Origin of the sequence: Methylocystis sp. Sn-Cys (assembly GCF_016745395.1) — a bacterium.
Taxonomy (GTDB): Bacteria; Pseudomonadota; Alphaproteobacteria; order Rhizobiales; family Beijerinckiaceae; genus Methylocystis; species Methylocystis iwaonis.
The window spans coordinates 38,847-50,350 of record NZ_JAERVJ010000003.1 but is presented as its reverse complement, the minus strand read 5'-3'; the positions used below and the strand labels follow the sequence as shown (position 1 = coordinate 50,350).

10 protein-coding genes are annotated in these 11,504 nt (G+C 62.6%); 3 read left to right on the top strand and 7 right to left on the bottom strand.

The features are described 5' to 3' along the window. The first annotated feature begins 147 nt into the window (after positions 1 to 147). Positions 148 to 408: an aspartyl-tRNA synthetase gene (locus JJT62_RS07375; RefSeq protein ID WP_202072079.1), complete on the top strand. Its 261-nt coding sequence runs from the start codon at positions 148 to 150 to the stop codon at positions 406 to 408. Here JJT62_RS07375 and JJT62_RS07370 read toward each other — a convergent pair. Then, positions 394 to 1,227 (bottom strand): site-specific DNA-methyltransferase, encoded by an 834-nt coding sequence (locus JJT62_RS07370; RefSeq protein WP_202072078.1) that lies wholly within the window; start codon positions 1,225 to 1,227, stop codon positions 394 to 396. The two genes, JJT62_RS07375 and JJT62_RS07370, sit on opposite strands and share 15 nt — an antisense overlap. A gap of 570 nt (positions 1,228 to 1,797) precedes the next feature. Here JJT62_RS07370 and JJT62_RS07365 point away from each other — a divergent pair. Further along, entirely contained in the window at positions 1,798 to 3,330 is a 1,533-nt protein-coding gene (locus tag JJT62_RS07365) for an ATP-binding protein (RefSeq protein WP_202072077.1), read from the top strand. 35 nt (positions 3,331 to 3,365) lie between these two features. Here JJT62_RS07365 and JJT62_RS07360 read toward each other — a convergent pair whose 3' ends face one another. From JJT62_RS07360 to JJT62_RS07335, 6 genes are read right to left on the bottom strand one after another with little or no spacing between them, the layout of a single operon-like run. Next, positions 3,366 to 4,157: an energy transducer TonB gene (locus tag JJT62_RS07360; protein ID WP_202072076.1), complete on the bottom strand. Its 792-nt coding sequence runs from the start codon at positions 4,155 to 4,157 to the stop codon at positions 3,366 to 3,368. Then, a complete protein-coding gene (exbD, locus tag JJT62_RS07355) occupies positions 4,154 to 4,585 on the bottom strand; it encodes a TonB system transport protein ExbD (protein WP_202072075.1) in 432 nt (143 codons plus the stop codon). The genes JJT62_RS07360 and exbD overlap by 4 nt, the downstream gene beginning before the upstream one ends. 6 nt (positions 4,586 to 4,591) lie before the next feature. Then, positions 4,592 to 5,380 (bottom strand): tonB-system energizer ExbB, encoded by a 789-nt coding sequence (gene exbB, locus JJT62_RS07350; RefSeq protein WP_246744770.1) that lies wholly within the window; start codon positions 5,378 to 5,380, stop codon positions 4,592 to 4,594. An 8-nt stretch (positions 5,381 to 5,388) separates the two neighbouring features. Next, the gene (locus JJT62_RS07345) at positions 5,389 to 6,072 is read right to left on the bottom strand and encodes a Fe2+-dependent dioxygenase (protein ID WP_202072073.1); all 684 of its coding nucleotides are present in this window, start codon (positions 6,070 to 6,072) and stop codon (positions 5,389 to 5,391) included. A gap of 6 nt (positions 6,073 to 6,078) precedes the next feature. Beyond that, positions 6,079 to 6,759, bottom strand: a complete 681-nt coding sequence (locus JJT62_RS07340; protein ID WP_202072072.1) for a Fe2+-dependent dioxygenase — start codon at positions 6,757 to 6,759, stop codon at positions 6,079 to 6,081. A 10-nt stretch (positions 6,760 to 6,769) separates the two neighbouring features. Then, entirely contained in the window at positions 6,770 to 9,298 is a 2,529-nt protein-coding gene (locus tag JJT62_RS07335; protein ID WP_202072071.1) for a TonB-dependent siderophore receptor, read from the bottom strand. Positions 9,299 to 9,863: 565 nt separating this feature from the next. Between JJT62_RS07335 and JJT62_RS07330 the strand changes: the two genes are divergently transcribed. Beyond that, positions 9,864 to 11,480: an efflux transporter outer membrane subunit gene (locus JJT62_RS07330; protein ID WP_202072070.1), complete on the top strand. Its 1,617-nt coding sequence runs from the start codon at positions 9,864 to 9,866 to the stop codon at positions 11,478 to 11,480. The last annotated feature ends 24 nt before the right edge of the window (positions 11,481 to 11,504 follow it).

Sequence of the window (11,504 nt, the reverse complement as noted above, 5' to 3'; positions counted from 1 at the left end):
GGCGGAAGATCATTCCGCCAGCCGCATGCCCCCCTGAAATCCTGTCAACAGCCAAACCTTCGCGATGTCCTTGAAGGGGAACCTTGACCCACTACGTGATGCAGGGGTTTCGATTACCTCGAAGCCGTGGCCTAGAAGGACGACCGAATGACGAAGGTTGTTTTGAACACGGGTGAGATTCAGGAATTGATGAAACAGCCCGCTGCGAGCGCCTCCGACGGCGGCTTTCAGGCGCTGATGGTAAGATTGCAGAGTAGCGTCGACACGAAGACAGGCGAACTCGACCTGTCCGCGTCGGACTTGGAACGCATCCCCCGCTATGCCTTCGATTACAACAATGGCGGTTGGGAAGATCGACTGATCCGAGCCTTCGGACGGACGCTAGGGCCGAAACTAGGCCGACCGTAGCCTGTCCACCGAGGTTTGCGCGTAGACGGGATCGATCTCGATACCGATCCCGTCGCAACCAAGCTTCTGCGCGGCTGCGAGAGTAGATCCAGCGCCGAGAAACGGGTCAAGGACCACCGGGTTCTGCCGCCCATGCAGACGAATGCAACGCTCCGGCAACTCGACTGGGAAGCCAGCGGGGTGACCGAACTTCTGCGACTTCGACCGGACCGTTCTGTAGGGGATGAACCAGACGTTTCCGCCGCATCGCTTATCTCGCTCGTGGCCCCATCGAGCGATGTTCGTCTTGTCTTTGAACGGAACCCCGATCGCCAAGCGGTCGAGCTCCACACATCCTGACTTCGTGAAGTGGAAGACGGACTCGTGGTTGTGATTCAAAAAGCGCTTTCCGGAGATCGGCTTGAAATGCCCAACGGAATCGTTTCCGATCGAAATGGACTTCACCCAAGTGAAGTTGTTCTGCATCGTGAAATGTTCACGAAAGACGTTGGCGACGTCCATCGCCACCCACGGGTCCGAATTTGTACTCCCGACATTGAGAAACAGCGAGCCGTCGTGTTTCAGGACGCGCGAAATCTCAACGGCGATCCGTCCAAGCCACTGGAGATACGCCTGCCTTGGCTTGCGGTCGTCGTAGGATCGATAGGTGACGCCTATGTTATAGGGTGGCGAGGTGACAACAACGTCGACGCTCCCGGCGGGGATTCCGGCGAGGAGGGTCTCGCAGTCACCGAGAACGACCTTCTGCTTACCGACAGTCCACGATTGCGGTGCGTTCTTCGAAACGCGATCGCGAGTCCTATCAAGCACTTGCAACATGCGCGCGCACTCCGCCCAGATCCCTCGACGATAGGATCGGGTGGAAGGTACAAGTTCTCGGTTAATCAATGCTGTATGATGTGCCGCTGGCGGCCTCATCCCATCCGTCGAACCACGCCTCCCAAGCCGGAGTACCGTATTGCCATTCGTCTTAGGGGTTCGAATGGCGCGGAATACCGCGACGAAAATCATCGCCGCCAAGGAAATATGGATCGTTATCGTTAGCCGAATCCATGACAGTATTCTAAGCGATTTCGTGGACGCTTGCTCTTCAAGTCTAAGGTCGCCCACCGCATTCTTCTTCGCCTAATAGAGGAAGATCGTCCTACTTGTCGTGGGCCACCTCGATGTCATGCACTTTCACGACCTCGGACCTGGTATCGATAAGCTCCCCGCGCTCACCAAGAAAATCAAAAGATAAGCTCCACGCTGCGGTATGGCGAGCACTCGCACCCTGCGAGCCCCCCAGGCGGGAGAGGCCTGATCGTTCCCCGCAGTTGAACGCGCCGCGCGAATCGATATGAGTCGCGCAATGATTTTTGGTTCCCTCACTGCCGGGCGGGCGCTGCGATGACGCCGTCCCCCAAGATTTCCATCGACCTCGGCGCCCGCGCGGGCGGGGCGACGGCCCTGCTGGATCTCGAGGAGCTGCTGACCACGCGCCTGCTGGTGCAAGGCAATTCCGGGTCCGGCAAGTCGCATCTGCTGCGCCGCCTGCTGGAGCAGAGCGCGCCATGGGTGCAGCAGGCGGTCATCGACCCGGAGGGCGATTTCGTCACCCTGGCCGACCGCTACGGCCATGTGGTGGTCGACGCCCAGCGCAGCGAAGCGGACCTCCAGCGCATCGCCGCGCGGGTGCGTAAGCACCGGGTCTCGGTGGTGCTCAATCTCGAAGGGCTCGAGACCGAGCAGCAGATGCGCGCCGCCGCCGCCTTCCTCGGCGGCCTGTTCGAGGCCGAACGTGAGATGTGGCATCCCGTTCTGGTGGTTGTAGACGAGGCGCAATTGTTCGCCCCCACCGCCGCGGGCGAGGTGTCCGACGAGGCCCGCAAGGCGTCGCTCGCCGCCATGACCAATCTCATGTGCCGCGGACGCAAGCGCGGCCTCGCGGGGGTCATCGCAACCCAGCGCCTCGCCAAGCTGGCGAAGAATGTCGCGGCGGAGGCTTCCAATTTCCTCATGGGCCGCACCTTCCTCGACATCGACATGGCCCGCGCCGCCGATCTCCTCGGCATGGAGCGCCGCCAGGCCGAGATGTTCCGCGACCTGGAGAGCGGCAATTTCGTCGCCCTCGGCCCGGCCTTGGCGCGCCGCCCGCTACCCGTGCGAATAGGCCCGGTGGAGACCTCGGCGCGCTCGACCAATCCCAAGCTGGCGCCGCTGCCGGAGCCTCTGGCCGCGGAGGACGCCCATGATCTGCTGTTCACGCCCGGCGCCGAGGAGGCCCGTCTCTCGGTTCCGCGCCGGCCTGCAGCGGTGACGCCAACAGTGGACGTGCTGGCCCAGCTCGCCCGCAGCGCGCCGCCGTCGCCGCCGCCTGTCGCCGAGCCGCCGCCCGGCCTGTCGCCTGAGGAGCGCCAAGCGGCGATCGACGCGGCGGTCTGCGATATCGTGAGCGAGGGCGCCGGCGAGTTCCGCGCCGCCGCCGCGCTTTACCAGGACTTTTTGGCGCGCTGCCGGATTCGCCGTATTGGCGGCGAGCCGCTCAGCCTGGCGTCGTTCCGCCGGCGACTCGCGGCGGCCCATGCGGGCGTCGACCTCGCCGAGGCGGAAGCGGAGGGCTCTCCTTGGGCCGAAGTGCTGGCCATGGCGGACGCGCTGCCGGAGGACTCGCAGGGCGTGTTCCTCTCCCTTGCGCGGGCGGCGTTCGACCGCCGCCCCTGCCCCTCCGACGCAGAGGTCGCCCGCGCCTATGGCACCAACTCCCCCCGGCGGGCGCGCCGCCTTTTGGCCTATATGGAAGAGCGTGAGGCGATCGTCTGCCGCCTCGACAGCCTGGGCAGGCGCATCGTGGCTATTCCCGGGGTCGCATGGGAAACCGATCCAGGCGATCCCAACGCCGCGACGAGCGCGGAGACCGCTGAGGCGGCGCCCGCGGACTGAACCGAGGGCATGCTCCGCAGGCGGCGCGGCCCGGCTTATCGCCGGTCCGCTCGGAACTGCACCGGCACGTCGAAAGACAATCCTTGGTCGGCGATGACCGCGGGGGGCGGCGGCACCGGATCGGCGCGCTTCATCATGGCGAGCGCTGCCTCGTCGAAGAGCGGGAGGCCGGAAGAGCGATTGACGCTATAGGCCAGCACGTGACCGAGCCGATCGAGCGTGAAATGGACGCTCGCTTCCGCCGCACGCCTGCCGCCACCCGCCGGATAGCGTTTCGCGCGGTTAAGATGCGCCATGAGCGCCTTTTGCCACGTCAGCTTGACGGCGTTCACCGCCGCATCCGCGCCTTGCACCGGCGCGGCGGGGCGATCTGCGACTTTCGCAGCTTCCGATTTCGGCGGCGCGGTCGCTTCGGACGCAGCGGACTCGCTCGAAACGACCTGCTGGGCCTGCTGCGACTTTTGGTTTTCGACCGGCCGTTCCGGTTTGGCGTCGCGCGACAATTCCGCGTCTTCCGCCTCGGCGCGCGCAATTTGCTCTTCGGTGCTTTCCTTCGTTTCGGCGGAGGAGACGGAGGGCGCCGCGGCAGCGGATTCGTCGGTGACGGGGCCGGGCGGCAGATCGGTCGGCTCGGTCTCGCGCGCCGCGACGGGTTCGAGTGAAAGCTCGATCGCGGGCGCGCCGCTGGCGTCGTCTTCGATGTCGCCGCGCAGGGAGAGGAGCGCCGTCGCCGCGCCGCCGACATGCAGGAGTATCGCGCAAAGCGCCGCGAGGCTCCAGAGCCTGTTGTTGGGCGCTTCGTTTCTCAGAGCCGTCGCGCCGCTCATTTCACGGCGCTCGCGTCTTTGCCGCCCGCATCGAGCGCGACAAGCGCAACCTTCAGAAAGCCGCCGGCGCGCAACCGCTCCAGCACCGCCATCATCTCTCCATATGGCACCGCGCTGTCGGCGCGCAAATAGATGCGTTTGTTCTTGTCTCCGAGCTGACGTTCCAGCGTCGTGATAAGATCGTTGCGCTTGACCGGCGTGTCGCCGATCGCGAGCGCAAGATCGGATTGGATCGTCACATAGACGGGCTTGTCCGGTTTCTCGTGCGGCGCGGCGTTGGAGGCAGGAAGATCGACGGGAAGATCAACGGTCGCGAGCGGCGCCGCAACCATGAAGATGATCAGCAAAACGAGCATGACGTCGATGAAAGGCGTGACGTTGATCTCATGCGTTTCCTGAAGGTCGCCCTTGCCGAGATGCGCGGCCATGGTCGTTTACTCCGCGGCCTGGATCTTGTTTGCATGATGTCCGCGATCGAGGTCGCGGGAAACGATGCGCAGCAGCTCGCCTGAGACATTCGTCACGAGTTCGAGATAGGCGCCGGTCTGGCGCGCCAGATGGTTGTAGATCAGCACCGCGGGAATGGCCGCAAAGAGGCCGACGGCGGTCGCGAGAAGCGCTTCGGCGATGCCGGGCGCGACGACGGCGAGATTGGTCGTCTGCGCTTTCGAAATGCCGATGAAGCTGTTCATGATGCCCCAGACTGTGCCGAACAAGCCGACAAAGGGCCCCGTGGAGCCGACGGAAGCCAGCAATCCCGTCCCGCGCTTGATCGACTGCGCCTCGGCGCGTTCGACTTCCGCAAAACAGGAGGCGATACGCTCCTTGACTCCAGGTCCGGAGAGAATGTCCGAGGACAGCTTCAGTTCCCGCGTTGCTTCGGACAGAAGAGCGGCGGTCAAACGACCTGCATTGCCCAAGGCAAGTCGCGCCTCCGAAAGTCCGCGCGCCTCGGAGAGCCTGGCGATCGCATCGATGGCGCGCTGGCGCGCGCGCTTCAGCTCGATCGTCTTGGCGATCAGAACGGTCCACGTTCCCATCGAGGCGAGCAGCAAGCCGATCATGACCACTTTGACGACGATGTCCGCGTTGTAAAACATCGCCCAGACGGAGAGGTCGTGAGTCTTGGCTGCATCGACTGCGCGCGCAGCCGAGGGGCTTTGAGCCGCGCAGGATGAGACGAAGCTCCCGAGAGCAAGCATTCCGAGGAACGCCGATCGCATTATGCTTTTCATGCTTCCGCCCATATCCGAATGAGATTGTGATAGATGCCTGTCAGCCGCACGCAAGCCGGGTCGCCAGCGCCAAGCCGATTGCTCAAGGACTGGATCGCTTGGTCTAGATCGAAGAGCAAAGCGCGCGCCACATTGTCCCGGATCATGCTTTGCAGCCAGAAAAAGGAAGCGACGCGCTCGCCGCGCGTGACCTCACGGACGAAATGAAGGCTCGTCGACGGGTAAAGGACCAGATCGCCTGCAGCGAGCTTGACCTCCTGCTGCCCCACGCGGTCCTCGATCACAAGCTCCCCGCCGTCGTAATCCTCGGCCTCAGAGAGGAAGAGGGTGCAAGACAGATCGGTGCGAATGCGGACCGCTGCGCCGGGAACGCCGCGAATAGCGTTGTCGACGTGGAGGCCGAAATTGTGTCCCGTGCAATAGCGATTGAAGAGCGGCGGAAAGATTTTCAGCGGCAGCGCCGCTGACACGAAAGCCGGCGAATTGGCGAGGGCCTGCAAGACATGCTCGCCCAATTCCCGGGCGGCGCCGCTGTCCTGCGGAAGCTGCAAATTGCTCTTCACGAGCGATGATTGTGCGCCGGCCGTGGCGCGACCATCCTCCCAATCGGCAGCCGACATGGTCTCTCGAAAGAAAGCCACCTGTTGTTTGGTCAATACCTCGGGAATGCAGATCAGCATGGGCGCCTACGCTTCTCCCCAGATTCGGATGAGGTTGTGATAGACAGTCGTGAGCTTGCGCATGTCGGGGTCGTCCCCATCGATACGCGGCGAAAGGTCCTGTATCGCCGTATCGAGATCGCAGATCAGATCGCGCGCCTCGTCCGACTGTATCATGCTCTGCAGCCAGACAAAGGATGAGATGCGCTCGCCTCTTGTGATGGGCGTCAACATGTTCAGGCTGCCAGCGGAAAACAGCACTGCATCGCCGGCGCGGGGCTTGAAATCACGAGAGCCAAACATGTCTTCAACGACGAGATGGCCGCCGTCATATTCCTCGGGCTCCGACAGGAGGAGAGTCGCTGCGAGATCGACGCGGATGCGCGCGCCGGTCATGGCGTCTCCGCGCACCGCATTATCGACATGTGGATCGTAGCGATCCCCCACTTCGTGACGCTCGAAAAGAGGTGGGAAGATTCTCAGTGGGATCGCCGCCGCAACGAATGCCGGACTGGCGAGCAGGGCTGACCCCACCGCCGCCCCGAGCTTGCGCGCCAATTCGGAGTCGGGCGGGACCTGGCTGTTTCGCTTCGCCGTTTTGCTTGCTCCTCCCGATGGCGCGCCGTCCTCCCACGGCGCGCCGGCGAGCGCGTCACGAAAGCGCAGGACTTCCGCCTTTCCGAGCGCCATTGGAACATATGCGAGCATCGCAAGCCTCCTAGAACTTCACGCTGGCTTCGAGATAGGCGGCGCGACCGGGCGCCATCTGCGCGAAAGGCGCGGCAGTTTGGTAGAAGGAGTCGTAGTAGGTGCGGTTGAAGAGGTTTGTCACCGAGAATTTGAGCGTCGTGTAGGGGCCGATCTTCGCTTCGGTGAAGACATCGAACCGCCAGTAGGACGGAAGTTGCGTTGGCACATTCACGTAGGGATTGCTCGCGGTCGGCGTCGGCCAGCCAAAAGCGTTGAAGCTGGTTCCGCCATTGGCGACGAGATTGTTGCCGCCGTAGATTTTCGAACGGTAGATTGCTTGTCCGCCGAACTCCAGGACGTCGGGATTAAGCCCAAGCACGTCTCCGAATTTGTATTTGGAGAGCATGCTGAATGACTGGTGGGCGACATTGGCGAGCTGCAAGCCGACATTGGTCGGAGCATAGGAGCTCGTCACCTTGGACTCCATCAGGACGAGCCCGCCCATCGCGCTCCACTTTTCCGTGATGTTGCCGGCCAGTTCGAGATCGACGCCCTGAACATAATAGGCCGCATTGCCGGTGGTCACGCCGGCGTTCACTTCGCGTGCGCCGGTCACGTCGGTCCGGAACAAGGCCGCAGTCGCGAGCAGATGCCCGAACAGCTCCCATTTGACGCCCAACTCCTTCGCACGGTTGTATTGAGGCGCGAAAATCTGGGCCGCAGTCGAAAGACCGCCGTAATTTGCAGCGCTTCCGTCGAGCTCGGCCCCCACGGGATTGCTCGATGTTGCGTAAGCCGCATAAAGGCTGACGTTCGGCATCGGCTTCACGGTCAGGCCGACATTGTAATTGACCATGCCGGAGTGATTGGCCGCGAAGGTCGTGTAGGTTTCGTTGCGGCTCGTGATCGTGTAATCGTCGTAGCGGACGCCGCCGTTGGCGAGAACGAGATCCTGATAATTCGCCGTCTCGATGACATATCCCGACTTGGAGTCGACCGCTATGCGCGTGGGATTGGCTGTCAGATAGGGGTCGCTCAAGAAAGGCAGATATGTCGGCGGCAGATACAGGTTGCCGACAACGCTGCCGTTCGCGGGTCCTGCGGCGTTGAGCTCGGATTGCAAACCGGAATAAGTGTTTCGCGTGAGTCCTTCGCGGGAAAACTCGACGCCCGTCACGACCGCGTGACTGACGGGGCCTGTGCTGAACTTGATATTCGCCTCTGTTTGATTATCCAGTACGCTCGTAACCTGATTTCGGCTTTGCGGGCTGAGCGACACGGTCCCCGAAAAGATATTGGCGTTTTGCGCGAGCGTGCCGATATAATCCAGAACCGATCGCCCCTGGCGAAAACGGCTGCTGAGCGTCACGTTTTCCGACACTTTATATTGAGCGGTGAAGGTGCCGAAGTCCTGCTGCGAGGCTTGGAAATCCCGGCCAAGGAGTCCGTACCACGTATAACGCGGGACGAGGTTTTCGGTGACCGGGCGATTGGCGATTCGATTGTAGGGCACGCCAAAGTCCGGCAGCCCACGTAGATAGACGTGGTTATATTCCGCCGTCAGCGTCAGCCCCTCGATCGGCTTGAAAACGACAGAACCCGCGACGCCGTTGCGGTCGTCGACGACATAGCTGCGCCCGGCCACATTGGCGCCCTGATACATGGCGTTGAGACGCACCGCCAGGATCGGGCTGATCGCTTTGTTGACGTCCAGCGTGACGCGCTTCGTATGATCCGAAAAGCCGCCCATGAAGTTCAGATCCGTGAAATCACGGTCGGTCGCCTGTTTGGTCACGATATTGACCGCGCCGCCGGCAGTGCCGCGACCGGCGAATGACGAGCCAGGGCCGCGCAGGATTTCGACCTGCTCGGTGTAGAAATTTTCGCGGATGCTGACACCCGGATCACGAACGCCGTCGATAAAGATGTCGTTCCGCGCATCGAAGCCGCGTATGAAGAAACGGTCGCCGAAGGCGTTGCCGCCTTCGCCGGTTCCAAGCGTCACGCCCGCCGTGCTGCGGCCGATCTCGCGCAGAGTCGTGGCGTTCTTGTCCTGGAGCACTTCCTTTGTGAGGACCGTTATGGTGCGCGGCGTATCGAGTATCGGCTGCGTGAATTTATTCGACGAAAGTCGAACAGCACGATACGGCGCGACCGGATCCGCATAGGGGTCGGCGTCGGCTGCGCCAACGAAGAGCGGAACGCTCGGCGCGCCGCCCCGCCCGCCTGCCGAAGCCGCGCTCGCAGACGTCGTACCGGCGCTGCGCTCTCCCGCCGATGCATGAGACTGGGCCGGGTGTTGGGCTGGTTGCGGCTTCGCGGCGGCGACCGGCGTGGGTTTCGGCTTCACGGGAGTGACGACTGGGCGCGGCTTCTCTCGAGGCGCGTCGATTTTGACAGGCGGCAGGGTCGTCGACGACTCCTGCGCCAAAGCCGAGACGCTGACGCCGGTGGCGACAATCGCAGCGCCGAGCGCTTTCGCCGAGGCGCGTTCCGAGAGGCCGGGGAGAGACGCGTGCAATGCTCGGAGCGAAACGGGAGATTTGACCTTCTTCATTCTGAATCCATACTGTCTGTGTGCGTCTGCGCCACGTCGAAGCGCAATGTCTGTTGACTAAAGCTAGTGCTGTAGCTTGCCATTGGTCAATTATTCGCGGGCCTAGAATGGAACTCTTACAATAAGACGCTTTCCGACAGGCCGCTGTACGGATTGTTTTATTTCAAACAAGGTCGATTCCCAGTTAGGAATCGTTCCAGTTAGCAAAATATACTATCTTCTCGGGGAGGCTTGAACTCTCGACGAGCCGCGCAAAAGCGGGCGAGCGCGGCCAAGCGTCGAAGCGGCGCGCAAATTTCTCGAAGGCTAGAAGGGCCGATCAGCGCTCACTGGCGAGATTGTCGCGCGTGGCCATTCAGAAGGAACTGTGGGAAGATATCGGGAAATCTGGCGCCATGAGCGTTGCACTGTATATTAACTTGAGCTCGGTAGTCGCGCCGGCTGATTCGCCTCTCGCTTCAGACCTCCACTGAAGGACGTCGATCCTTGGTCAAGGAACGCACCGGGAGGCCGCGCGTCGCGCGTCAACTGGCCAAAGCATTTTACGAGAAAAATTGGGGCCTTGATGGGAGCTGCTGGTGCGAAGAAGAGGGGCGCGGCGTGTGTCGCGATCGTCCTTTCGACCCTGTCGGCCGGATGCGCTGTCGGCCCTGACTTCGCAACGCCGCAGGCGCCGATCGCCGACGCCTGGATCGAATGGCGCAACCACTCGCTCAAAAGCGGTCCTGCCGAATATCGGGACTGGTGGCGGGTCTTCCACGATCCGGTCCTCGACCGGCTCATCGACGCCGCCTACGCGCAGAACCTGACTCTGCTGAGCGCCGGTACGAAAGTGCTTCAGGCGCGCGCAGAGCTGGGCGTCGCGATCGGAGAATTATTTCCGCAGAAACAAGCGCTTTCCATCTCGACGTCGTACAATCGCTCGAGCAATGCGACCACGCCGTCGCAAGGCGGAAACTCCTCCACGCTCGGAAATTTCTGGGCCGACAATTGGTCGGCGGCCGCCGTCTGGGAACTCGATTTCTGGGGGAAATTCCGGCGCGGCGTCGAATCAGTCGACGCCACTTATCTCGCCTCGATTGCGAGCTATGACGACGTGCTCGTCACGCTGCTCGCCGACGTCGCGCAGACCTATATCGGCATTCGCACGCTCGAACGCCAGATCGCCATCGCCCGCGAAAATATCACGCGGCAGCGCGAAGCGGTCCGCATTGCGCGCGACCGCTACAAGGGCGGCGCCGCCACGATGCTCGACGTCCACCAGGCGGAAAATGTGCTTGCGACGACCGAGGCGACCGTCCCGCAACTGACGCTCCAGTTGCGCACGGGGCAAAACGCATTGGCCGTGCTCCTCGGCATGGCGCCCGGCGAGATCGGCGCCATGCTCGCCTCTTCCAGCGGGAAAATCCCATCCGCCCCGGACAAAGTGGTGGTCGGCGTTCCGGCGGATCTGCTGCGCCGCAGACCGGATATTCGCGCCGCCGAATTGAAGGCCGCGGCGCAAAGCGCGCAGATCGGCGTGGCGCAGGCGGAGCTCTATCCGGCGATCAGCATCACAGGCGGCTTCGGCGGGCTCGCGTCCACGGCCAGCGGACATAATCTGGCTCAGGCGTTCCACCCCATCGGCCGAATGTTCACCGTCGGGCCGTCGTTCAAATGGAACGTGCTCAATTACGGCCAGATCGCCAATAATGTGCGTCTCCAGGACGCGACCCTGCAGCAATATCTGGTCGACTATCAGAACGCTGTGCTCGTGGCGCAGCAGCAAGTCGAAGACGGCATTTCCAAATTCACGCTTTCCAAGACGCAGGCGCGCTATCTGGCGCGCAGCGTCTTGGAGGCGCGCGGCGCAGTCGATATCGCGCTGCTGCAATATCAGCAGGGAACGCAAGACTTCACGACGGTCCTGACCTCTGAAGAAAATCTTTTGACGGCCCAAAACAATCTCGCGGCGGCAAGCGGCAATGTGGCGACCGGGCTCGTCGCCGTCTTCCGCGGTCTCGGCGGCGGCTGGCAGATCCGCGAGGGCAAAGGCTTCGTGAACGAGGCCACCGCTCGCGAGATGCGCAGCCGGACCAATTGGGGCGAGTTGCTATCGCCCGAGGGAGAAACGCCGCCGCCGGACCCCGGTCTGCCTGGGCCCGAGGACCGAGGCCCCACAATCCGCCTGCCGGAATGGTGAGGACGAAGGCAAAAGCAAAGGGCG

Coding starts and splice junctions, on each gene's coding strand:
- JJT62_RS07375 (WP_202072079.1), top strand. CDS start 148: ATGACGAAGGTTGTTTTGAACACGGGTGAGATTCAGGAATTGATGAAA.
- JJT62_RS07370 (WP_202072078.1), bottom strand. CDS start 1,227: ATGTTGCAAGTGCTTGATAGGACTCGCGATCGCGTTTCGAAGAACGCA.
- JJT62_RS07365 (WP_202072077.1), top strand. CDS start 1,798: ATGACGCCGTCCCCCAAGATTTCCATCGACCTCGGCGCCCGCGCGGGC.
- JJT62_RS07360 (WP_202072076.1), bottom strand. CDS start 4,157: ATGAGCGGCGCGACGGCTCTGAGAAACGAAGCGCCCAACAACAGGCTC.
- exbD (WP_202072075.1), bottom strand. CDS start 4,585: ATGGCCGCGCATCTCGGCAAGGGCGACCTTCAGGAAACGCATGAGATC.
- exbB (WP_246744770.1), bottom strand. CDS start 5,380: ATGCGATCGGCGTTCCTCGGAATGCTTGCTCTCGGGAGCTTCGTCTCA.
- JJT62_RS07345 (WP_202072073.1), bottom strand. CDS start 6,072: ATGCTGATCTGCATTCCCGAGGTATTGACCAAACAACAGGTGGCTTTC.
- JJT62_RS07340 (WP_202072072.1), bottom strand. CDS start 6,759: ATGCTCGCATATGTTCCAATGGCGCTCGGAAAGGCGGAAGTCCTGCGC.
- JJT62_RS07335 (WP_202072071.1), bottom strand. CDS start 9,298: ATGAAGAAGGTCAAATCTCCCGTTTCGCTCCGAGCATTGCACGCGTCT.
- JJT62_RS07330 (WP_202072070.1), top strand. CDS start 9,864: ATGGGAGCTGCTGGTGCGAAGAAGAGGGGCGCGGCGTGTGTCGCGATC.